Here is a 23414-nt window from a genome sequence, read left to right on the forward strand (position 1 = left end):
TGAACGTATTTCAGCGTGACGGAAATGAAATTCTTACAAATCAATCAGCAGACGCGTAGGATCTTCAATCGCTTCTTTGATGCGGACCAAGAATGTCACAGCCTCTTTGCCGTCAATCAAACGATGGTCATAGCTAAGCGCCAGATACATCATTGGCCGCGCCGCAATGGAGCCATCAGCCATTACCACGGGGCGTTTCTCAATACGGTGCAAGCCCAGAACGGCGCTTTGTGGCGGGTTGATAATCGGCGTCGACATAAGCGAACCAAAAACACCGCCATTGGAGATGGTGAACGTGCCGCCCATCATCTCTTCCATTTTTAGCGTCCCGTTTTTCGCACGTTTACCAAAGTCGCCAATGGTGTTTTCAATATCGGCAAAGCTCAGGCTCTCTGCATTGCGGATCACCGGAACAACAAGGCCATTGGGGGCGCTAACAGCAACAGAAATATCGGCATAATTGTGGTAGACGATTTCATCGCCCTCAATCTGAGCATTGACCGCCGGAACATCTTTTAGCGCAAGACAGGCCGCTTTCGCGAAAAAGCCCATAAAGCCCAGACGCACACCGTGCTTTTTCTCAAAAAGCTCTTTATATTTCTTCCGTGTTTCCATCACCGCCGTCATATCGACATCGTTAAATGTGGTGAGTAAGGCCGCATTGTCCTGCGCAGATTTCAGGCGCTTGGCGATGGTCTGGCGGATACGCGTCATGCGTACACGCTCTGTCTGACGTTGAATGCTCGGCTTGTCTGGCGGATTGCCAACATCGGTAACCGCGACAGGGTCAGGCTGCGCAGCAGGTGCAGGGTCAGACTTTGCATTAGCCGCTGCCAACACATCTTCTTTGGTCAGGCGGCCATCGCGGCCAGTGCCTTTTATCTTGGTCGGGTCTACACCATGTTCCAGTACCAAACGGCGCACAGATGGGGAAAGGGTAGGGACATCACCGGTCGGCGCTTCTGCAGCGCTGCTTGTTTCCGCTGCCGGAGCGGCTTTTGCTTCTGCTTTAGGAACGGCTTTGCCATCAGTTCTGATCGTAGCGATTAATGCGCCAACTTCTACAGTGTCGCCTTCGGCCACAATATGCTTGCCCATGATACCAGCAGAAGGCGCATTGACCTCAATGCTGACCTTGTCTGTTTCCAGACTGGCAATAGGCTCGTCTGCAGCGACGGCATCGCCTGGCTGTTTCAGCCATTCGCCAACCGTTGCTTCGGTGATGGATTCCCCCAAAGTTGGGACCAGTACGTCGATACTCATAATCTTTCAGCCTTTCCGTAAAGCTCAGCCTTTTCTTTGGCGGCGTATTTCGTTGCGGACATTATGACCCAGCGCATCAGCAATAAGTGCACCCTGTTCAGCGGCATGGCGCTTCGCCAGTCCCGTTGCGGGTGATGCTGATGCAGCGCGTCCGGCATAGCGGGCGCGTGCCGGGCCAATATTGGCCTTGCTCAAACAGTCTTCAATAAAGGGTTCTACAAAGGACCAGCTGCCATTATTCTTTGGCTCTTCCTGCGCCCATACAACCTCTTCAAGGTTGGTCATGCGCTTCAGGCGAACGACTAATGGTTCTCCGGGGAAGGGGTAAAGCTGCTCGATACGCACAATGCTGGTATTCTTATCTTCTGCTACGTCACGCGCTTCGATCAAATCATAAGCGACTTTGCCGGAGCACAGAACCAGACGCTTAATATCCTTATCAGCCGGCGCATTGGTGTCAGACTTGATACGCATGAAATGGCTGTCGCCAATAAATTCATCGGCTGTTGATACTGCCAATTTATGCCGCAGCAAAGATTTTGGCGTCATAATCACCAAAGGCTTGCGGAAGGTTCGGTGCATTTGACGGCGCAGCACATGGAAATAATTGGCCGGTGTAGTGATGTTGCACACTTGAATATTGTCATCTGCGCAGAGCTGCAGGAAACGCTCAAGACGTGCAGAGCTGTGCTCTGGCCCTTGCCCTTCATAGCCATGCGGCAGCAGCATAACCAAGCCATTGGCGCGCAGCCATTTGGCTTCACCAGAGGCGATGAATTGGTCGATCATGATTTGCGCACCATTGGCAAAGTCACCAAATTGCGCTTCCCAAAGGACCAGCGATTTTGGGTCTGCCATGGCATAGCCATATTCAAAACCCAGCACGCCATATTCAGATAGCGGGCTGTCCAAAACCTCAAACTCGCCATGAGGCAGGGTAGTAAGCGGGACATAGCGTTCAGCTGTATTTTGATCCACCCACACGGCATGGCGTTGGCTGAATGTACCGCGGCCACTATCCTGTCCAGATAGGCGGATATGATAGCCCTCTGATTGCAAAGAACCAAAGGCCAGTGCCTCGCCAGTGGCCCAGTCAAAATTGCTGCCATCATCAAACATTTTGCGCTTGGCCTTTAATATGCGGGCCAATGTTTTGTGAATGTTGACCGTGTCCGGCACCGTGGTCAGCGTATCGCCCAGACGATCAAGCAATTTGCGCTCAATGCCCGTGGGGACATTACGCCGCGCGGTTTCGGGGTCCGCAGGTTTATGCAGACCGGACCAGCGGCCAGCGAACCAATCGGCCTGATTGGGCTTATAGTCTTTTGCTGACTGAAATTGCTCTTCCATTTCATCAGTCTTGGCTTGTGCAGTGCTGTCAATCCATTGCTGATCGACGACATTCTGGCTGATCAGACGCTCGCCATATAATTTGCTCACCTTGGGGTGCCGGCGGATCTCTTTGTACATGACCGGCTGGGTAAAACTTGGTTCATCACCCTCATTATGGCCAAAGCGGCGATAGCACCACATATCGATGACAATATCACGGTGGAATTTCTGACGGAAATCAATCGCGATCTTACAGGCGAAAGTCACTGCTTCAGGGTCATCGCCATTAACGTGCAGAATAGGGGCCTGTACGCCTTTTGCTACATCGGACGGATAAGGCGAAGAGCGTGCAAATTGCGGACTAGTGGTAAAACCAATCTGGTTGTTCACGATAAAGTGGATGCAGCCGCCGGTATTATAGCCACGAATGCCCGAAAAGCCGAGACATTCCCAGACTATGCCTTGCCCTGCAAATGCTGCATCGCCGTGCAGCAGAACGGGCAGCACTTCATCATGATCGGTTAAATCGTCACGCGCAACCTGTTGCGCCCGAACTTTACCCAGTACAACCGGGTTCACAGCTTCCAAATGTGAAGGGTTGGGCACCAGCGACATATGCACCGAGATACCGTCAAATTCCCGGTCAGTAGATGTGCCCAGATGGTATTTCACATCACCGGAACCACCAACATCATCAGGGTTGGAACTGCCGCCGGAAAATTCGTGGAATATCACTTTATATGGCTTGGCCATAACATTGGCGAGAACATTCAGGCGTCCGCGATGGGGCATGCCATAAACAATTTCTCGCACGCCATATTGGCCGCCATATTTGATAACCGCTTCTAAGGCAGGGACCATGGATTCGCCGCCATCAAGCCCAAAACGCTTGGTACCGACATATTTTTTGCCCAGAAAATTCTCAAACTGCTCTGCTTCGATTACTTTGGACAAAATGGCTTTCTTGCCCTCTGGGCTAAATTCTATGCCCTTATCGGCGCCTTCCATCCGTTCTTGAAAAAAGCGGCGTTCTTCAATGTCTGAGATATGCATATATTCCAGACCGACATTGCCACAATAATTGGCACGTAATGTCGCGATCAACTGGTTTACAGTCGCTTTGTCAAAGCCCATAGCGCCATCAAGATAGATCTGCTTATCCAAATCTTCTGGTTTAAAACCATGATATTCCGGAGTCAGATCGGCTGGCAACTCCAACTGAGAAAGGCCCAGAGGGTCCAGATTAGCACCCAAATGCCCACGTACCCTATAGGTGCGGATAAGCATCATGGCGCGGATCGATTTCTCCACCTCATGCGCCAATGCTTCCGGCGCAATGACATCCCCCGCCTTTTTTGCAGCAGCTTTGACCGCAACTTCCATCTGAGTCGGATCAAGAGCTGTTGTCAGGTCATCATCAATGTCCAAAGGCCAATGATCACGTGACCAGCTTGGGCCTTGTTCGGTTTCGTCTGATGGCGAACCATAAGGGGGGAATTCGGTCATTCTTACTTTCCTTTTCCCTGCCGCCATTGACGGCAAGGCACAGGTTATAGGGTTTTCTTGAGTAGCGCGTCCAAGGTTGTGCCCAAAGCAGATGGGCTTGGCGAAACTGCTATGCCGGCATCTTCCATCGCTGCAATCTTGTCATCAGCGCCGCCTTGGCCACCAGATACGATGGCACCAGCATGGCCCATACGGCGACCCGGAGGCGCTGTACGGCCAGCGATAAAGCCGACTGTTGGCTTTGAACGACCACGTTTGGCTTCGTCTTTCAGGAATTGCGCGGCTTCTTCTTCTGCACTGCCGCCAATCTCACCAATCATGATAATAGATTTGGTGTCATCATCGGCCAAAAACAGCTCCAGCACGTCGATAAAGTTTGTGCCATTGACCGGATCACCACCAATGCCGACAGCTGTTGTTTGGCCCAGCCCAACAGCAGTTGTCTGGTGCACAGCTTCATAGGTGAGGGTGCCTGAACGTGAAACGACGCCCACAGAACCTTTTTGGAAGATAGAGCCGGGCATAATGCCGATTTTGCACTCTTCAGGCGTCAACACGCCAGGGCAGTTAGGGCCGATCAAGCGTGACTTGCTACCTTCTAGAGCGCGTTTTACGCGTACCATGTCCAGAACAGGAATACCTTCGGTGATGGCGATGATCAGTTCGATCTCAGCGTCAATAGCTTCCAAAATGGAATCGGCTGCAAATGGCGGTGGAACATACACCACGGAAGCAGTTGCACCGGTGGCTTCTTTGGCATCACCCACCGTATTAAAATTTGGCAGGCCCAAATGGGTCGTGCCGCCTTTGCCGGGTGTAACGCCAGCAACCATTTGCGTGCCATAGGCCAGAGCTTGCTCTGTATGGAACGTACCGGTGTTGCCGGTCATACCCTGTGTAATGACCTTCGTGTCTTTATTTACCAAAATCGACATAAAATCTGCCTTCCGAAAACTATGTTAAACCGAAGCAAGAGGGTCGCAGCCCTCTCGCACAAATACTCCGTCCATCATTGTAACGCGCCCAGTACGTTGCCGCGCCTGCATGCCAATAATGTCGTAAAGATGAAATCCTGCAGCTTTGAAAGCGCTCAACGTATCAACAAAATCATTGTCGCCATAAGCCTGATTCAGTGCAATCTCAGCTATCACAATATCAACATGATCCAGCATTGAGGTCGCGCCTTTGATAACCTGTGTTTCAAATCCTTCCGCATCAATTTTGAGCAAACAGGGTTTGGGCCAATGGCTATGGTCCAGACTATCAAGCCGTTTTACATTGACAGTAATTGTTTCCATCGATGCGTCGATATTTCTGTCAGCATAGCTTTGTTTATGTTCTGCGCTCATCTCCAACAGGCTGGAGCTGCTCGGTGCGCTTTGCATGACGTTCAAAATTGTCGTCGCTTCGCTATCGCCCACGGCAATATTATGCCATTCGCCGGACCGTTTTTCCAACATCGCATTGATAGGGCCAGCAAATGCGGATTGCGGTTCTATCAGCACCAGATAGGCCTCTGGAAATGCGTCATATAGCCATGGCGTCCCGTCAGCGACACCAACATCAATGACAGTAGCTGGCGAAAAACCACCTTTGACGACAAGCTCCAGAAAATCGGAATAGCTGCGCATGGGCGCGAAGCGGTCTTTAACAACATATTCCCGCTTCGAAAGCTGTGCCTCTATGGCATTGAAGATCGACTTGCTCAGCATCGTCAAAGCCATTTCACCATGCCCAATGCATAGCCGTCATCACTCCCCAACCAAAAGCGCTACGACGCATATTGGTCGATGCAACCATCTTCAAGGTCGCTAAAGGGGAGGATAAGCTATGCATCTTATTGTGGAACAGCCTTTATATTGCGAACAGATTGCCTATTCATTCACCGCAGAATATTCTGCGACCATCTGACTTACGCCAAACTTGAGTCCAATGTCTTACAAGCCTCAAGCAGCTCTTTCACCGCATCGACTGACACGTTGAAATTGGCTTTTGCTTCGTCATTCAGCGCGATCTCAACGATTTTCTCTACGCCGTTTTTGCCGATAATAACCGGCACACCGACATAAAGATCATCCACGCCATATTGGCCGGTCAGATTTGCGGCGGCAGGCAATACGCGGCGTTTGTCTTTCAAGAAGCTCTCTGCCATCATGATCGCGCTGGTTGCGGGTGCATAATAAGCGCTGCCATTGCCAAGCAGTTTGACGATCTCACCACCGCCTGAGCGTGTGCGCTGAACAATCGCGTCCATCTTCTCCTGTGTGGACCAGCCCATTTTGATCAAATCGGGCACTGGAATACCAGCAACGGTTGAGTATTCGAGCACTGGCACCATGGTATCGCCATGGCCGCCCAAAACAAATGCCGTAACATCTTCAACAGAGACATTAAATTCATCAGCTAGGAAGTGGCGGAAGCGGGCGCTATCCAATACGCCAGCCATACCAACGACCATATTGTGCGGCAAACCAGAAAATTCACGCAATGCCCAAACCATTGCGTCCAGCGGGTTGGTGATGCAGATAACGAATGCGTCTGGTGCGTTGGCTTTAATGCCTTCGCCTACCGCTTTCATAACCTTCAGGTTGATGCCCAGCAGATCATCGCGGCTCATGCCTGGCTTGCGAGCAACACCAGCGGTAACGATAATGACATCTGCGCCAGCAATATCGGCATAATCATTGGTGCCTTTAAGGTTGCTGTCAAACCCATCAACGGGCGCGGCCTGTGATAAGTCGAGCGCTTTGCCGGCCGGCATGCCCTCAGCAATATCAAACAGGACGACGTCGCCCATTTCTTTTGATGCAGCTAGGTGTGCGAGTGTGCCACCAATCATGCCAGCGCCGATAAGGGCTATCTTGTTGCGGGCCATAAGGTCATCCTTTTGCTTTTACGACGGGTTTGAAACCAGTGTGTTGAAAAATGAGAGTTTCGATAGGGTATGAAATGAGGACTCTGTTAGCTTAACTAAAAAAGCAATAAGGCTTTCCCATACCCTTTTCAACCGTAAATGCTCGCAGAAACAGCCATTTACAGATATTGCAAATCATTTGCATTAAATATGGGGTGATTGTGCTTTTGATCGTCTTTTCTGCTGTGCCTATTGCGTGATTTAGCCCGCGCAATGGCCAAGAGCCATATAGTCTTCCGATTGCATTTCCAGCAGGCGTGAAATGGTGCGCTCAAATTCAAATCGGCCATCGCCACTTTCATAAAGCTGCGCCGGCATGGCATCTGCATTGGCGAAAAACTTCACCTTATGCTCATAAATTGCGTCAATGAACGTAACAAAACGGGCAGCTTCATTGCGGTTCTCTGGACCCAATTTTGGTATTCCGACCATGATGACGCTATGGAAGCGGCGTGCAATGGCAAGATAGTCGGCTGCACCGCGGGCTTCTCCACACAGTCTTTTGAACGAAAATACTGCTACGCCCTTTAGTGCTTTGGGCACATGTAAGACTCTCCCGCCAGCCAAAGCGATCTCAGCAGATTTTACATTATCGGCATCTTCAGTCGAATAATCGGTTAACCGGAAAAAGATGGCGCGCAGAGCGTCGGTGGATTTTTCATCAGCAGGGGAATGCCAACTTGTGCTGCCGGATAGCCTGTCACGGCGATAATCTGTTGGTCCATTGAGTGATAAAACGTGCAGCCGCTCGCGCAATGCGGCGATGAAGGGCAAGAAATGCTCGCGGTTTAGCCCATCTTTATACAAATCTTCGGGAGGGCGGTTCGACGTTGTCACAATCGTCACACCTGCTTCGATTAGCGCGGTGAAGAGGCGTGACATAATCATGGCATCGGCGCTATTGTTGATTACCATCTCGTCAAAAGCGAGCAACCTTGCCTCGGCGGCCATATCTTTGGCAACAGGGACAATTGGGTCGCCTTCAGACTTTTTACGCTCTTCGCGTATGCGTTGGTGAACATCCTGCATGAATTCGTGAAAATGTGCACGCCGCTTTCTATTGATGGCCACATTATCGTAGAAAAGGTCCATCAACATAGACTTGCCGCGCCCAACGCCGCCCCACATATAAACGCCCTTGGGGGCTTCTGGTTTTTTGTTGAAAACCTGCCAGATAATAGAACCTTTTGGAGCAGCATTTTCTAGTTGGAATTGCAGTTTTTCGAGATTATCAATCGCGAGCGCTTGATCGCGGTCTTCATTCAGCTCGCCTTCTGCGATCAGCTGACGATAGCGTATGGCAACGCTGGTCATGCGCCGCTTTTGATATGTTTAGGCCGGGCTTTTTTGATGATGGCAGAGAAACTTGCCACCGTAATGGCATTATCGCCCTGAACCACCAAACCGCGCATGAACAACATGCTGCCAGTTTCTTTGGTGACTTCAACCCGTGCTTCCAGAAACTTGTCCATTTGTGCGGCACCAACAAATTGGGTTTGCAATTCGACGGTTACTGACGGAGCGGCAGGGCCGAGCTGTAATATCCGCATCGCGCCGAAAAGTGCACAGTCAATAAAGCCCATCATCGTGCCGCCATGTAACACGTCACCAAGGTTGCGATGGCGTTTTTCAGGGAACATGCGCACACGTCCCATATCATCGGGCAGCCCATCACCACCTGCGCGAACATGCATGATGCCCAAAAAGGCATTGTAATTTTCTTTGTCGCGCGGTGCCCATATCGACCAATCGGGATGACCGCTTACAGGCTCATTTACAAACCAGTGATCATCGTGATCAGATGGCACATCATCTTGCATTTCGGCCTTGCCTCCGTCTGATCATGTTGCTGTGAAAGCAGCGGGTCAGATTTGTCGTTCGGCGACCATCTTCTTGGTTTCTGCAATGGCTTTGGCCGGGTTAAGACCTTTGGGGCAGACATTGGCGCAATTCATAATGGTGTGACAGCGGTAGAGACGGAAAGGATCTTCCAGTTCGTCAAGACGCTCACCCGTCATTTCATCACGGCTATCTGCCAGCCAGCGATAGGCTTGCAGCAGAATAGCAGGGCCAAGAAACTTGTCACTGTTCCACCAATAGCTTGGGCAGCTGGTTGAGCAGCATGCGCACAAGATACACTCATATAGTCCATCCAGCTTTTCCCGCTCTTCAGGGCTTTGCAGTCTCTCTTTGCCCGCAGGCTCAGGCGTTACTGTCTGTAACCATGGTTTGATGGAGGCATATTGCGCATAGAAATGGGTGAAATCAGGAACCAGATCTTTAATGACATCCATATGCGGCAATGGTGTAATCCGCACTTCGCCTTTGCAATCTTCAATTGCGGTGGTGCAGGCAAGGCCATTGCGGCCATTGATATTCATGGAGCATGACCCGCAAATGCCTTCGCGGCATGAGCGGCGGAATGTAAGAGTGGAATCTTGCTCGCTTTTCATTTTGATGAGCGCATCAAGAACCATCGGACCACATTCATCAGTATCAACTTTGAAAGTATCATAGCGCGGATTGTCGCCGCTATCGGGGTCATAGCGATAGACTTTGAAGGACTTCACATTCTGTGCTTCAGATGACGCATCATGCGTCTGTCCCTTACCACTGATCTTGCTATTCTTTGGCAGTGTGAACGTCGCCATTTCATATCCCCGTTAGATAATATTCTTTGACCTATCTCTATGCAAAATTTGTCATAAAGACCAGTGACATTTCGGTATTTTCTGTTGCGCGCCGCGAAACCGGGGGATGGTGCAGCTATAGCCTAAGCATATAACTCAACCTGTCAGGCCGTTACGGCGCAGGCTTTCCGCGCAAATTGTCTCTATCAACTGCTCTTGTGTCCATCCTGCACGCAATATAGAACGGCCAAAAACTTTCTCTGACCACAGGTTACAATTAAGATTGAGCTCAAGAAAATTCAGCTCGCCTTTTTCCGAATCAAGCCGGAATTCATAGCGGCCATAATCAAATGGCATAAATTCCTGTGCCAAATTTGCCGTCATCTCGGCGATTGGGCTCATAAATTCACTACATTCAAAATCGACCAGCTGATATTTATGCCCACGTTCAACCAGATCGCGCTTTTCCCAATATGTCCGTAAATGCGCTGGATCAGCTTGTTCAAACAACATCATCGGCATAATGACAGGGTCATTATTGATTGTGATGACGGGAACTTCGACATCGCTGCCGGTCAAAAACGGCTCTACTATGGCGTCGTGACCCTCGCTATGAATATTGGCAACAGCCTCTTTGACGCCGGCCCAGTCGCCAGCATCTTGCACGCCCCAACTGGCCGATGACGCATTGGGTTTGATAACCATGCGTTCGGCCATCGGGCATTGCGCTTCATTTACTGGAGCGCCGAAGCGGTAAATTGCCCAATCTGCCGTTGGAATACCGCGTTTACGGGCAACCATTTTGCTAAGATGCTTATCATCCGACAATCCGCGCAAAATAGGGCTTGCTCCCAGGAATGGGAGACCAAGACGCTGGCACAATAAGGGCAGAAACATTTCACTGTTCACAAATCCGCCGCGATTGAGCAGCGGAAACACAAAGTCGACATCCGGTTTGTCAAATAATGCATCATAGCTGTTGGCTATGGAGAGGTTTGGGAACAGGCCTTCCAATATGGTGCGCACTTCATGATGATAAAGCGCATGGTTGCCGTCTTCGGCATGCGGGGTGCCATCGCTCAGCGCATGTTTGGCGATGAAAAGCATTTTCAACTTTTCCCGGATTTCGGGAGCGATAACCATCGGCTGCGCGCTGTTCGCCATTTTCAAGTCTGCATTAGGTGTAGCGGACAAGACAGTTCTCCAAGCAAGAATGGAAAAACCCGGTAGAATCCCCCCCGGGCACTTATTCTAAACCCATTTATACTGTTTTGGTTCAAGTGCAATTTGCGATTTTTTTGGCGCATGGCCATATTGTTACATTCTTGTTGTTGCACGGTTCATCTGCGATCCTTAGGGACGGTCACAATTCATTGTCCGGGGGCGGAAATACTATGGATCGCTTGGCGAGTTTGCTGGCCACTGGTGGTGATGCGAGAATTACCATTGATGAGAGCAGCGATGTAAACAAATATTTGGCATCGCCTTTTCCGCGCGATACCATTACCTATGCCTCGACAACAGCCAATGACATTAGTGCAAAGGCTTATGATTATCTGAGCAACCATTATGCAATGCAGATCGCAGCTGGTGAGATAAGCAGTGCAGAATATATGGCGTTGCTAGAGCAATTGCGTGACAAATTACGTGTTGCATATAATCTGCCTGCGGATAGCAAAATCGTCTTTGCTCCATCAGGCACAGATTTAGAATTTATCGCCCTTTTGTCAGCAATTGGCGCTGATCAGTCACCCGTACATAATATATTGCTAGGTGCGGATGAGGTGGGCAGTGGATGCATTTTTAGTGCGGCAGGCCAATATTTCGCTGATGAGACAGCTCTGGGCGTATCAACGGAAAAAGCGCAAATTGTGGAAGGCTTGCCCCGCATTACTGTCAGTGAAATCCCCGTGCGCAATCAGCAGGGGCAAGCGCATGATAGCCAATGGATAACAGAACATCTGATCGCGCGTATTGACGAAGCATTGGCCGAAGGTAAGCGCCCTTTGGTGCATATTGTGCATGGTTCCAAAACCGGACTGATATTACCGCAGCTTAATGACATTGATTATCTGATGCAGCTTTATGGCGACAAAATCACTTTTGTGGTCGATGCTTGTCAGGCGCGGATTACCAGTAAAGCCCTGCAATCCTATCTTGATCGCGATATTCTGGTCATGATGACAGGTTCGAAATTTATGGGTGGGCCACCCTTTAATGGCTTTGCTATCTGCCCCGCACCTTTGGCCGAAGCCATAACGTATATGCCCAGTGGTTTTGCTCAGTTATTTTGCCGAGCAGAATTTCCTGAATACTGGCCGGGAAGAGACATATTGGCTGATCGCGCCAATCTTGGGCTTGCCCTGCGCCTAGCCGCGTCACTTTTCGAGCTTGAACGCTTCCAAAGCCTGCATATTGATCAGGTGCGTAATGTTATTGATGGTTTTCAATCAATGGCGAACCATGTGATTAGCCAGATTGGCGGTCATCGTATTCTGTCTCATGCAGCAGACGAGGTATCATTGCCTGCTACGTATCCAGTGGAAATGCAGACCATGGTGACGTTTGATCTTAACGCTTCGCCCGGGCTTTTGGGCGATGACCAAGGCCGCGTGGATGTCATCACATTCCAACACGCATCAGACATCCATCTGGCTATGACCCGATATGATGTGCGACTGGGTCAACCGGTGCGCTGCCGGTCATGCGGAGATCGGGGCTATAACGGGACATTGCGTATCGCTTTGTCGATGCCGCAAGTCTCTTCATTAGCGCAATTACCGCAAATTGAGCGCGATAAAAAATTGTCTGCTGATGGAGCGTCTATTATTTCAGCCTATAAAAAAGCTCTGCACAGCATCGAAGTTTTACAAGAAGCTAAGTAAACTAAAGCGCATCTTCGCTTGAATCAAAAACGCCCGGTCACATCACTGTGCCGGGCGTTTTGTTAGATAATAAGGTTCGACTTAATTGCCAAATGTGCGCTGCCACCAGCCTTTGCGGCTTGGTCCAGTGTCTTCTGATTTTGTATCATCCGATGTTTCGCTCTTTGGAGCCGGCTTATCGCTGGCACCTTCAGCCGGAGCTTCTGTCTTTAGATCATCTGATTTGGCCGCAGTGTCTGCCTTTTTGCGTGGCTTACGCGGCGCACGTTTTGGTTTCTCTGCCGGTTTTTCTTCTGCCGTATCAGCACCATCCGTAGCAACATTTGCCTCGGTCGTTTCCTCAGCCTTTGAAGCTTTAGGTGCAGCCTTGCGGCGCGTGCGCTTCGGTTTCTCTTCAACTGCTTCTTCTGAAGCAGCCGCTTCGGCTTTTTCAGATTCGGCCTTTGGTGTTCGTTTGCGGCGTGTGCGTTTCGGCTTTTCTTCCGCAGTATCTACAGCATCAGTCTTTGGTGCTTCAGCTTCTGCGTCCGCAGCTGCATTCGCACCATCATAAGACTCTTTTGCAGAATCCTTTGGTGTATCAGCATTATCGTCATCAGCCTTGCGACGACGGCGTCTTTGGCGCTTTGGCTTCTCATCAGAGGTTTCTGTTTCAGCCTTTGCCTCGTCAGTTCCTTCTGGTGATCCAGCGTTTTCGCTATCATTATCGTCATTGCCATCCGCATTGCCATTATCAGCAACTTGATCCGGGTTTTTGCGGTTGCGACGGCCACGACGACGGCGGCGACGTTTCGGCTTGTCGCTCTTCTCTTCTTCATGCTCAATATCATCCTGAGCATCGTCTGGATCGTCGCTGATATCAGGCGCAGCAAGTTGTGCGACAGTATCTTCGCGGAATTGTGGTTTGCCGCCACTGACATCAACTGTCATTTTGGCACCTTCATGATCGCCATTTGGCAGCACCTGTATGGTAACGCCATAGCGGCTTTCAATTTCGTTTAGCCCGGAACGCTTATTGTTCAGAACATAAATCGTTGCTTCCTGACTGGTGCGCAGAGTCAGCATATTGCCTTTACCCTTGGCGGCTTCTTCTTCCAAAAGTCTGAGCGCAGCAAGACCGGAAGATGATGCTGTCCTGACCAGACCTGTGCCGTCACAATGCGGGCAGACTCTGGTTGATGCTTCCAGCACGCCCGTACGGAGGCGCTGACGGCTCATTTCCATAAGACCAAAGCCGGAAATGCGGCCTACCTGAATGCGTGCGCGATCGGATTTCAGCGCATCGCGCATCTCTTTCTCAACTTTGCGGATATTGCCGCCGCGCTCCATATCGATAAAGTCGATGACCACAAGGCCGGCCATATCGCGCAGGCGTAATTGACGGGCGATTTCACGAGCAGCTTCCAAATTGGTGCTGACAGCGGTTGCCTCGATACCATGTTCGCGGGTTGAGCGACCGGAGTTAATGTCGATGGACACCAGTGCTTCGGTTGGATTGATGACCAGATAACCACCCGATTTTAGCTGTACGACAGGGTCATACATGGCGTTGAGCTGTTCCTCAGCACCATAGAATTGGAACAATGGTGTGGGGTTCACATATTGCTTAACCCGCCGTGCATGGCTGGGCATCAGCAATTTCATAAAGTCTTTTGCCGCGCGATATCCGTCATTGCCTTCGACAAACACTTCTTCAATTTCACGATTATAAATATCGCGAATGGCGCGTTTGATCAGATCGCTGTCACTATGGATCTTTTCCGGTGCAGAGGCTTTGAGCGTTTTTTCGCGAATTTCATCCCACAGACGTGCGAGATAATCAAAGTCGCGTTTAATCTCTGTCTTGGTGCGCGACAGACCGGCTGTACGAACAATGCAGCCCATGGTCGCAGGCAGGTTCATATCTGATATGATGGACTTCAGACGTTTGCGGTCACTCGCGCTGGAGATTTTGCGGCTAATGCCTCCGCCATGGGAGCTATTGGGCATAAGTACGCAATAGCGACCGGCCAGTGAAAGATAAGAGCTTAAAGCCGCGCCTTTATTGCCGCGCTCTTCTTTAACCACTTGTACCAGCAAAACCTGACGACGGTGGATCACATCCTGTATTTTGTAGCGGCGGCGCAGGGCCATTCGTTTGCGGCGCACTTCATCGCTGGCTTTACCGGCACTCTTGCCACCATTTTTTCCGCGGCGACGATGGCGTCCTTTGCCGCGACGACCACCACGCGAGCGGCCTTTATTATCGCCAGCTTCATCAGATGATTCGTCATCACCATTATCTTCGCCAGTATTATCATCAGTGTCGCCGTCTTCGTCACTATCGTCATCATCATCGTCATCAGGACGGACGGCGGTTTTGGGTTCGCTCAGCGCTTTTTCGGCTTTTTCGTCGAGCATGCCGTGATCTTCGGCCAACTCATCTGCAAAAGAACGGTTCTCATCATCGTCATCATCAGATGATGAATCACCGCTTTCTTCTTCCTCGGCACGCAAAGCGGCTTCTTCCGCAGCATGCTCGGCTTCTTCAGCAAGCAGTTTTTCGCGGTCTTCTTTGGGTATCTGGTAATAATCGGGGTGGATTTCGGAAAAGGCAAGAAAGCCATGGCGATTGCCGCCATAATCTACAAATGCAGCCTGTAAGGAGGGTTCGACCCTTGTTACCTTGGCCAGATATATATTGCCTTTTATCTGCTTATGTTCAGCAGACTCGAAATCAAACTCTTCAATCCGGTTTCCTTTGAGCACCGCCACCCGGGTTTCTTCCTGGTGGCGCGCATCGATCAGCATACGCGTCGTCATTATGGTTTCTCCGCGTCAGTGAGGGCGCGGTAAACACGCGCTGGATCATTGACGGTCTTGTTGTTGGGGCGATGAAATGGGCAGGGCCGCGTTTCATCACCATTGATAGTGTTGGAAAAGTAAAGTGAATGCCATCCATCTGGAGATGGCTGCTTGTGTCTGTCTGAATGAACTTTGCGACGCTTTTGCCGCGGGGCGCAATATTCGCCTGCTGCATGACCGCTTGCGGACATGAGGGCGAGGAAATGGCCATAAAGTTCATTCAGCATCAACCTGTAATATCCTTCCGGCTGGCGGAAGGTAGCGAATTTAGAAGGCAGAAACTGCGCATATAATATGCTGATAAGTTTTGCTTCTACGTTTGGGCTAGCAGCTAAGTTGCGCAACAGCAACATAAATGACAAGCAAATGCTCGCTCAATCACCGTGCATTATTAGAGACATATTTGTCAGCACATTTGCCGCATGAGATGCGATTTGAAAAAATTACGGTGAATTCGCTGTTAACCAGAACGTTTGACAGGATTTTACCTGTCTATCCTTAATTCCCGTTTCATCATGTTGAAACGCAAACTCTCAATCATAATTTTGGACTGGACCATCACAGGCCTTTTGCGGCATTACAAACATATTGTGATGATGTTCACGACCCTATTGTTCATGTTGGCCAGCTCTTTGGCGAACGCCGCGCATGTGCGCGACATCAATGTTGATGGTTCTAAAGTCGTCATAACATTTGATGATATTGTCGTGGGTGCAAAAACTTTGACTTTGTCCGGCCCGGACAGAATTGCCATCGATATCGAGGGTGGCACTTTGCACAAAGGGGTCAATACGCGCTCTCAGGGCAGCCCGCAAAGCAATGGCAGCTATGCACGCAACAATATGGTGTCAAAGATTCGCGTTGCTCAATTCGCGCCCGATACAGCGCGTATCGTGCTGGATATGAGCGCGCCAACCGCTGTAAAATCTGGCTATTTCTCATCTGATGGCCGCGCATTGCACTTGGCACTTGCGCCGCTAGTTGGCGGCCAGCGCGCAAATATCTCACTCAATCAACTTTTTCAGCCTCCTGCAGGGTTCGCAGCGAAAAAAGTGCGTAAACCATATAGTGTAAGCGTTCGCCTCCCAAAGGCTAAGAAGCAAATTGGCTTGCCGAATATCCTAGGCGGGAATAACAAAAACAAGCCATTAGTGGTTATTGACGCAGGTCATGGCGGCCATGATCCTGGTGCAATCAGCCCGCATGGAGGTAAGCGCGAAAAGGACATTACTCTGGCGATTGCCAAGCGCATTCGTGATCAGCTGCTAGCGACTGGTCGGGTCAGAGTCGCCCTAACGCGTGATGATGATAAATATCTGGTTTTGACCGAGCGCTATTCCATAGCACGCCGTTTAAATGCCGATCTGTTTATCTCTGTTCATGCAGATTCCGCAGGCAGTGAGGCAGCAAAAGGCGCGACAGTCTACACATTATCCGAAGTGGCATCTGACCGCGAAACCGCGAAATTGGCGGCCCGTGAGAATAAATCGGATGTCATTCGCGGGCTTGATCTGAGCGGTGCCGACCCGAATATCAGCCCCATTTTGATCGACTTGCGCCAGCGCGAAACAATGAATCTCTCTTCGGACTTCGCAAAATTGCTGTTGCGAGAAGGCGATGGCAGAATGAATTTCCGCACATATTCGCATCGCTTCGCATCTTTCGTTGTCTTAAAAGCGCCTGACGTGCCATCCATCCTTCTGGAAACGGGTTATCTTACCAATGCAAAAGATGTGTCTCGATTGTCATCAAGGGCAGGGCAAAATCAGATAGCCGATTCTGTAGCTGATGCTGTGACAGTTTATTTTGCGCGGCAACTTGCTTTGCGCTGAGAGGATGTGGTTCGGATAATCTTCCGATATCTGCTGTAAATCACGTTTTAAATCGTAATTTTCCATAGTCAGTTCTTATTCAGGCTGGCACTTCATAATTTGGCTGTGCTAGATGCCTATTTTATGAATGATACCGCTTCACCAGATTCAGGCAACGGGTTTGCCTATCGTTTGCGCCGCGATGCAGGAGGCGCTGGTGCTTTTCTGGCGCGCTCATGGGCACGCTGGTGGGTACGTTGGCTGACATATCTCTTCATCGCATTCTGGGTGGCGATTGCGATTTTCTGGGTCATTTTTGCGCGCGGCTTACCATCTGCGGAAACATTGCTCGATTATGATCCGCCAGTGCCGACAATGGTGCGCGGTTATGATGGAGATATTGTGCAGAGCTTTGCGCGTGATCGGCGTGTGCAGCTGGAATATAATGATTATCCGCAACAGCTGATTGACGCCTATTTGGCGGCTGAGGACAAAACCTTTTTTGATCATGATGGCCTAGATTATCCAGGTGTTGCAGGCGCTGTCATCGATTATGTGACCAAATTGGGCAGTGGCCGCCGTGCCAAAGGTGGTTCGACAATTACGCAGCAAGTGGCGAAGAACCTGCTGGTTGGTGATGAATATTCGGTAACCCGTAAAATCCGTGAGGCTATTTTGGCCTATCGGATTGAGGATGTTTTATCGAAAGAAGAAATTCTCGAAATCTATCTCAATGAAATATTCTTAGGCAGGAACGCCTATGGTGTGCAGGCTGCATCGCAGGCATATTTCCAAAAAGATGTTGATGCGCTGACATTGCCGGAAGCTGCTTATCTGGCGATACTTCCTAAAGGGCCGAACAATTACCGACCCGAGAAAGATTATGATCGTGCGATTGAGCGCCGCAATTATGTGCTGGGTGAAATGCAGCGCAACGGCTTTATCAATGAAAAAGAAATGACCGATGCACGGGCTGCGCCTTTGGGGACGAAGACTAGAAAAACAGTAAGCTATGAACCTATTGGCGGATATTTTATCGAAGAAGTCCGCCGCCAATTGATAGAACGCTATGGTGAAACGGCAGATGAGGGCCGCAACCCATATAGTGTTTATGCAGGTGGCCTATGGGTCAGAACATCAATTGATCGTGAAATCCAGCAAGAGACAACTGAGGCATTGCGCAGCGGTATGTTGCGTTATGATCGTGGCAAAGGCTGGTCCGGCCCTATCAACACTATTGAGATGGATGAAAAATGGGCGCGCCGTTTGGATTCAACAAATATTGGCGTAAATTATAGAAATTGGCGTGTTGCAGTTGTCCTTGGTAAAGAGGGCGCACAGGCCAGCATTGGTTTTGCCAATGGTGAAACAGGCATATTGCCGCGCTGGGCGGCGAGTATGACCAAACGCGGCGGAGGCAGTGCTTTTAACTCATTGGCTGCAGGACAGATTATTGCAGTTGCACCGGAGCGTGGTGACAATGTTTTTGCTTTGCGCAATATTCCCAAGGTGTCAGGCGGCATGGTTGTGCAAAGTCCACATAGTGGGCGTATATTGGCCATGCAGGGCGGTTTTGACAGCCGTATCAGCACATTCAACCGTGCTACTCAGGCAGAACGTCAACCTGGCTCTACGATCAAGCCATTTGTTTACGCGACTGCTCTGGATCAAGGTTTGACCCCGGCTTCACAAATTGTTGATGACAAATTTTGCGTCTATGATGGCTCTACCGGTGAACGGAAATGTTTCCGCAACTTTGGCGGTTCACGCGGTGCCGGTGCACAGACTATGCGCTGGGGACTGGAGCAATCGCGAAATTTGATGACAGTACGCGCCGCAAATGATGCGGGCATGCCCAATGTTGTGAAGACTATCAAAAATGTCGGCATCGGCAGCTACCAACCCTATTTCTCTTATGCATTGGGTGCTGGTGAGACAACAGTTGAAAAAATGACCAATGCTTATTCCATATTGGTCAACCAAGGGCGCGAATTGACCCCGACTGTTATCGACTATGTTCAGGATCGCGCCGGCAAAGTTATCTACCGCGCTGACAAGCGTGTGTGCGAAGGCTGTAATATGGTCCAATATGATGGCAAGCCGATGCCACGTTTGAAACCCGTGGGCAAACAGGCGATGGACCCGATGACCGCTTTCCAGACCGTACATATGATGACTGGTGTCGTGCTGCGCGGCACAGCGCAGAACTTGCGGGATTTGAACCGGCCATTATTTGGCAAGACAGGAACAACCACAAGCTCAACCAATGTGTGGTTTGTTGGTGGCACGCCAGACATCGTAGCCGGTGTTTATCTGGGATATGATCAACCGCAAAATATGGGTGGTTATGCGCAGGGTGGTACAGTCGCTGCCCCGATATTCAAGCAATTTGCTCAGAAGGTTTTGCCCAAAATGCCCGCACGGCCATTCATTGCGCCAAAGGGTATCCGCATGGTGCGCATTGAAAGACGCTCCGGTCGCCGTGTCTTTGGCCAATGGCCAAGCGATGATCCTAAATCAGCTGTCATTTGGGAGGCTTTTAAACCTGAAACCGAACCAAAACGCTCTGTACGGGCGGAAGATGTCAAGGAAACGGCGCCTAAGGCGCGGCCAGCTCAGGTTCGACGGCAAAGGGAGCGCAGGCCAAGAAACGATAATGACTTCCTGCAAGATCAAGGCGGCATTTACTAGGCACGATGCCATAGCATTGCGGTTTGGTTATACAGTCCAATCGATAGTATAATGATTTTGGCAACGGCCTGCCTTTACATTGGCCGTGAAATCCCCAATTGAAGATCAAAGCATTAGGAGAGAAAGATGCGGGCCGAGGGGCAAGCCTATATCGACAAAATTGAAGCGTCATTAGCGCTTGTGCGAAAGTTTCTCGACTGGGACAAAGCTTTACGCCGCATGGATGAGTTGAACGCGCGGGTGGAGGATCCTGATCTTTGGAACAATCCCAAAGAGGCCGAAGAGGTCATGCGTGAGCGTCGCCGTCTCGATGAAGCGATCAACGCTGTTAATAACATCAATCAGGAAATGCAGGACGCTGTCGAATTTATCGATATGGGCGAAGCCGAAGATGATGAGGCGACCGTTAAAGAAGGGCTGGAAAGCCTTGCCGCACTGGTTGAACGGGCCGAGCGTGACAAGGTGGAAGCATTGCTGGCCGGTGAGGCTGATGGCAATGACACCTATTTGGAAATTCATGCTGGTGCCGGCGGTACGGAGAGCCAAGACTGGGCAGAGATGCTACAGCGCATGTATGTGCGTTGGGGGGAGCGGCGCGGTTTCAAGGTTGAGATTGTTGATTATCACGCAGGCGAGCAGGCCGGCATCAAATCGGTTACTTTACTGATCAAAGGGCAGAATGCTTACGGTTATGCCAAGACCGAAAGCGGTGTGCACCGGCTAGTGCGCATATCCCCTTATGATAGCGCGGCCAAGCGACATACCAGTTTTTCCAGCGTCTGGGTTTATCCGGTCATTGATGACAATATTGATATTGCCGTCAACGAAGGCGATTTGAAAATTGATACTTATCGTGCTTCGGGTGCGGGCGGTCAGCACGTGAACACCACCGATAGTGCGGTGCGAATTACCCATATTCCCTCTGGCATAGTGGTGGCCAGCCAGAATGACAGGTCACAGCATAAGAACCGTGCAGAGGCGATGAGCATGTTGAAGGCGCGGCTTTATGAAGAAGAGCTGCGCAAGCGCGAAGAAGCCGCCATGGATGAGCATGCCAGCAAGTCGGAAATTGGCTGGGGTAGCCAAATTCGCTCTTATGTCCTGCAACCCTATCAGATGGTCAAGGATCTGCGAACGGGTGTGACTTCTTCCTCGCCTTCTGACGTGCTTGATGGATCGCTTGATCCCTTTATGGCTGCGGCTCTGTCACAGCGCGTCAGCGGGGAACAGGTGGAGGTTGAAGATGTTGACTAAGCTATCGCGTCTCGCCTTAAGTGCAGCCATGGGCCTGATGGTTCTGGGCTGCAAGCCGGTACATCTTGATGATGACAGGCCAGAAAATGCCCGAGACTTTCCTCGCTCTAAGCGCGATGTAGCAAAGATTGTCGGCACGCAATTCTCCACCGAGAGCGCGCGTGACAAGCGTAATGAATCGCAAGTGGTCATGGATATCGCAAGGCTGACTGCTGGCATGTCCGTTGCAGATATTGGAGCCGGTGAAGGCTATTATACTGTTCGTCTGGCAGAAGTGGTCGGTGAAAATGGCCGTGTTCTGGCGCAGGATATTGATGGCGAGGCGCTGGCCCGATTGGGCAATAGGGTATCGCGCGAACGGCTTGATAATGTGTCGATCAAACCGGGTGAAGTCACTGACCCCAAATTGCCTGCAAACAGTTTTGACCGCATTTTCATGGTGCATATGTATCATGAAGTGACAGAGCCTTACGCCTTTATCTGGCATATGCGCCCTGCGCTGCGTAAAGATGGTGAGGTCATTGTTGTTGATGTCAATCGGCCTACACAAAAACATGGCATTCCGCCCAAACAGCTTTTTTGTGAATTTGAAGCCGTTGGCTATCAGCTCATGGAATTTGCCGAACGGCCGGACATTGCCGGTTTCGTCGCACGGTTTAAGGCTGTTGGGGAACGGCCTGAACCTATGTCGATTCAGGCATGCGGTACAGATGGGCAAAAGAGCCCAGAACCGCGTTGAATATAATCTTGGCTAATAGAAAATAGCGTTCTCATTGTAATGATTGGGTATTTTTACAAAGCAAAATTGTCATATTGCTTTATATCGGGGCAAAACATATCGGGAGCAGCATTTCGTGCTTAAGGGGCTAAAACCAATATTATATAACGGCCGTGAAGTTTGGCCATTGATCGAAGGTGGCAAAGGGGTCTCTGCCACCAATCACAGCAGTTCTGGCGCTTGGGCAGCGGCTGGCGGCATTGGCACTGTTTCTGCTGTTAATGCAGATAGCTATGATGAAAATGGCAATGTGGTGCCGCAAATATATCATGGTCGCAAACGTGAGGATCGGCACCAGGAATTGATCCGCTATGCGATTGATGGCGCGGTTGAGCAGGTGCGCCGAGCATATGATATTGCTAATGGCCCCAATGGTATGAGGGGCGCAATCAACATCAATGTCTTGTGGGAAATGGGCGGCGCGCAAGAGGTTCTGCACGGCGTATTAGAAAAAACCAAAGGCATGGTGGCAGGTGTGACCTGCGGGGCAGGGATGCCGTATAAACTGTCTGAAATTGCTCAGCAATATAATGTTAATTATTTGCCGATCATATCATCGGCGCGTGCCTTTCGGGCTTTGTGGAAACGTGCTTATCATAAGGTGTCGGACCTTATGGCCGCGGTCGTTTATGAAGACCCTTGGCTGGCTGGTGGTCATAACGGCCTGTCTAACGCAGAAGACCCTTTGCAACCACAAGACCCTTATCCGCGTGTGAAATTACTGCGTGAGACTATGCGTAAAGAAGGCATAGCTGATGATGTGCCGATCATCATGGCGGGCGGCGTATGGTATTTGCGCGATTGGCAGAGCTGGCTGGATAATCCCGAACTCGGGCAGATTGCTTTTCAATTCGGCACACGGCCCTTACTGACCAAAGAGAGCCCGATTCCAGGCGAATGGAAAGATGCACTAACCAAGATTGAGAAAGGCGATGTGCTGCTACATAAGTTCAGCCCAACCGGCTTTTACTCCAGTGCGGTACGGAACGAATTTTTGCGTTCACTCGAAGCGCGGTCCGAACGGCAAGTGCCTTTTTCAACTGAAAAAGCCGGCGAACACACCCATCAGCTTGATGTTGGCGTCAAGGGTAAGAATTTTTGGGTGACACGCGGTGATTTGCTGCGCGCGCGTGAATGGGACGGTTTGGGTTTTACAACCGCGCTTAAAACACCCGATAATACTCTGGTCTTTGTGACGCCAGAAGAGCGTGCCGAGGTCCGCAAGGATCAGGCCGATTGTATGGGCTGTCTGTCGCATTGTGGTTTCTCTTCATGGAAAGACCATGACAATTTCACCACGGGGCGTCTGGCTGATCCACGCAGTTTCTGTATTCAAAAATCTTTGCAGAATATTGCCCATGATGGTGACATAAAGAAGAACCTTATGTTCGCCGGACATGCTGCATATGAATTTGGCCGTGACCCTTTCTATTCGAATGGTTTTGTGCCTTCGGTCAAACAACTTGTGGATCGGATATTGACCGGGGACTAAGCGGGTTCTCTTGG

The 23414-nt window shown here is 50.4% G+C and carries 17 protein-coding genes; 6 read left to right on the plus strand and 11 right to left on the minus strand.

Annotated elements, in window-relative coordinates:
- Nucleotides 1-33: 33 nt before the first annotated feature.
- The 9 genes from odhB to ACR9YC_RS04325 form a co-directional block, all read right to left on the minus strand.
- Complete coding sequence (odhB, locus tag ACR9YC_RS04285) at nt 34-1263, minus strand: 2-oxoglutarate dehydrogenase complex dihydrolipoyllysine-residue succinyltransferase (protein ID WP_438730329.1); 1230 nt, start codon at nt 1261-1263, stop codon at nt 34-36.
- A gap of 24 nt (nt 1264-1287) precedes the next feature.
- Nucleotides 1288-4101 carry a 2-oxoglutarate dehydrogenase E1 component gene (locus ACR9YC_RS04290; protein ID WP_438730332.1) on the minus strand — a complete coding sequence of 938 codons (2814 nt, stop codon included), beginning with the start codon at nt 4099-4101 and terminating at the stop codon, nt 1288-1290.
- Between the two features lie 44 nt (nt 4102-4145).
- On the minus strand, nt 4146-5036 hold the full coding sequence (gene sucD, locus ACR9YC_RS04295) for a succinate--CoA ligase subunit alpha (RefSeq protein ID WP_438730335.1): 891 nt from the start codon (nt 5034-5036) through the stop codon (nt 4146-4148).
- Between the two features lie 24 nt (nt 5037-5060).
- Nucleotides 5061-5825, minus strand: coding sequence for an FkbM family methyltransferase (locus ACR9YC_RS04300; RefSeq protein WP_438730338.1), 765 nt, complete (start codon nt 5823-5825; stop codon nt 5061-5063).
- A 188-nt stretch (nt 5826-6013) separates the two neighbouring features.
- Nucleotides 6014-6976 carry a malate dehydrogenase gene (gene mdh, locus ACR9YC_RS04305; RefSeq protein WP_438730340.1) on the minus strand — a complete coding sequence of 321 codons (963 nt, stop codon included), beginning with the start codon at nt 6974-6976 and terminating at the stop codon, nt 6014-6016.
- A 240-nt stretch (nt 6977-7216) separates the two neighbouring features.
- Nucleotides 7217-8329 carry a cell division protein ZapE gene (zapE, locus tag ACR9YC_RS04310; protein ID WP_438730343.1) on the minus strand — a complete coding sequence of 371 codons (1113 nt, stop codon included), beginning with the start codon at nt 8327-8329 and terminating at the stop codon, nt 7217-7219.
- A complete protein-coding gene (locus ACR9YC_RS04315; RefSeq protein WP_438730346.1) occupies nt 8326-8835 on the minus strand; it encodes a PaaI family thioesterase in 510 nt (169 codons plus the stop codon). Before ACR9YC_RS04315 ends, zapE begins: the two co-directional genes overlap by 4 nt.
- 45 nt (nt 8836-8880) lie before the next feature.
- Nucleotides 8881-9666 carry a succinate dehydrogenase iron-sulfur subunit gene (locus tag ACR9YC_RS04320; protein WP_438730349.1) on the minus strand — a complete coding sequence of 262 codons (786 nt, stop codon included), beginning with the start codon at nt 9664-9666 and terminating at the stop codon, nt 8881-8883.
- A gap of 135 nt (nt 9667-9801) precedes the next feature.
- Nucleotides 9802-10839, minus strand: a complete 1038-nt coding sequence (locus tag ACR9YC_RS04325; RefSeq protein WP_438730352.1) for a D-alanine--D-alanine ligase family protein — start codon at nt 10837-10839, stop codon at nt 9802-9804.
- A 200-nt stretch (nt 10840-11039) separates the two neighbouring features.
- Here ACR9YC_RS04325 and ACR9YC_RS04330 point away from each other — a divergent pair, with 200 nt between their 5' ends.
- Nucleotides 11040-12530 carry a hypothetical protein gene (locus ACR9YC_RS04330; protein ID WP_438730354.1) on the plus strand — a complete coding sequence of 497 codons (1491 nt, stop codon included), beginning with the start codon at nt 11040-11042 and terminating at the stop codon, nt 12528-12530.
- Nucleotides 12531-12611: 81 nt separating this feature from the next.
- Here ACR9YC_RS04330 and ACR9YC_RS04335 read toward each other — a convergent pair whose 3' ends face one another.
- Together ACR9YC_RS04335 and ACR9YC_RS04340 are read right to left on the minus strand one after the other, a co-directional pair.
- Nucleotides 12612-15332, minus strand: a complete 2721-nt coding sequence (locus ACR9YC_RS04335; protein WP_438730357.1) for an Rne/Rng family ribonuclease — start codon at nt 15330-15332, stop codon at nt 12612-12614.
- Nucleotides 15332-15601 carry a hypothetical protein gene (locus ACR9YC_RS04340; RefSeq protein WP_438730360.1) on the minus strand — a complete coding sequence of 90 codons (270 nt, stop codon included), beginning with the start codon at nt 15599-15601 and terminating at the stop codon, nt 15332-15334. Before ACR9YC_RS04340 ends, ACR9YC_RS04335 begins: the two co-directional genes overlap by 1 nt.
- Nucleotides 15602-15967: 366 nt before the next feature.
- Between ACR9YC_RS04340 and ACR9YC_RS04345 the strand changes: the two genes are divergently transcribed.
- The 5 genes from ACR9YC_RS04345 (at nt 15968) to ACR9YC_RS04365 (ending at nt 23400) form a co-directional block, all read left to right on the plus strand.
- Entirely contained in the window at nt 15968-17206 is a 1239-nt protein-coding gene (locus ACR9YC_RS04345; protein WP_438730363.1) for an N-acetylmuramoyl-L-alanine amidase, read from the plus strand.
- 123 nt (nt 17207-17329) lie between these two features.
- The gene (locus ACR9YC_RS04350) at nt 17330-19876 is read left to right on the plus strand and encodes a penicillin-binding protein 1A (RefSeq protein ID WP_438730366.1); all 2547 of its coding nucleotides are present in this window, start codon (nt 17330-17332) and stop codon (nt 19874-19876) included.
- Between the two features lie 126 nt (nt 19877-20002).
- The gene (gene prfB, locus ACR9YC_RS04355) at nt 20003-21130 is read left to right on the plus strand and encodes a peptide chain release factor 2 (protein ID WP_438730369.1); all 1128 of its coding nucleotides are present in this window, start codon (nt 20003-20005) and stop codon (nt 21128-21130) included.
- Nucleotides 21120-21869 (plus strand): class I SAM-dependent methyltransferase, encoded by a 750-nt coding sequence (locus ACR9YC_RS04360; protein WP_438730372.1) that lies wholly within the window; start codon nt 21120-21122, stop codon nt 21867-21869. Before prfB ends, ACR9YC_RS04360 begins: the two co-directional genes overlap by 11 nt.
- 115 nt (nt 21870-21984) lie before the next feature.
- Entirely contained in the window at nt 21985-23400 is a 1416-nt protein-coding gene (locus ACR9YC_RS04365) for an NAD(P)H-dependent flavin oxidoreductase (RefSeq protein WP_438730375.1), read from the plus strand.
- Nucleotides 23401-23414 lie beyond the last annotated feature (14 nt).

Origin of the sequence: Parasphingorhabdus sp. DH2-15 (genome assembly GCF_051668705.1) — a bacterium.
GTDB lineage: Bacteria > Pseudomonadota > Alphaproteobacteria > Sphingomonadales > Sphingomonadaceae > Alterisphingorhabdus.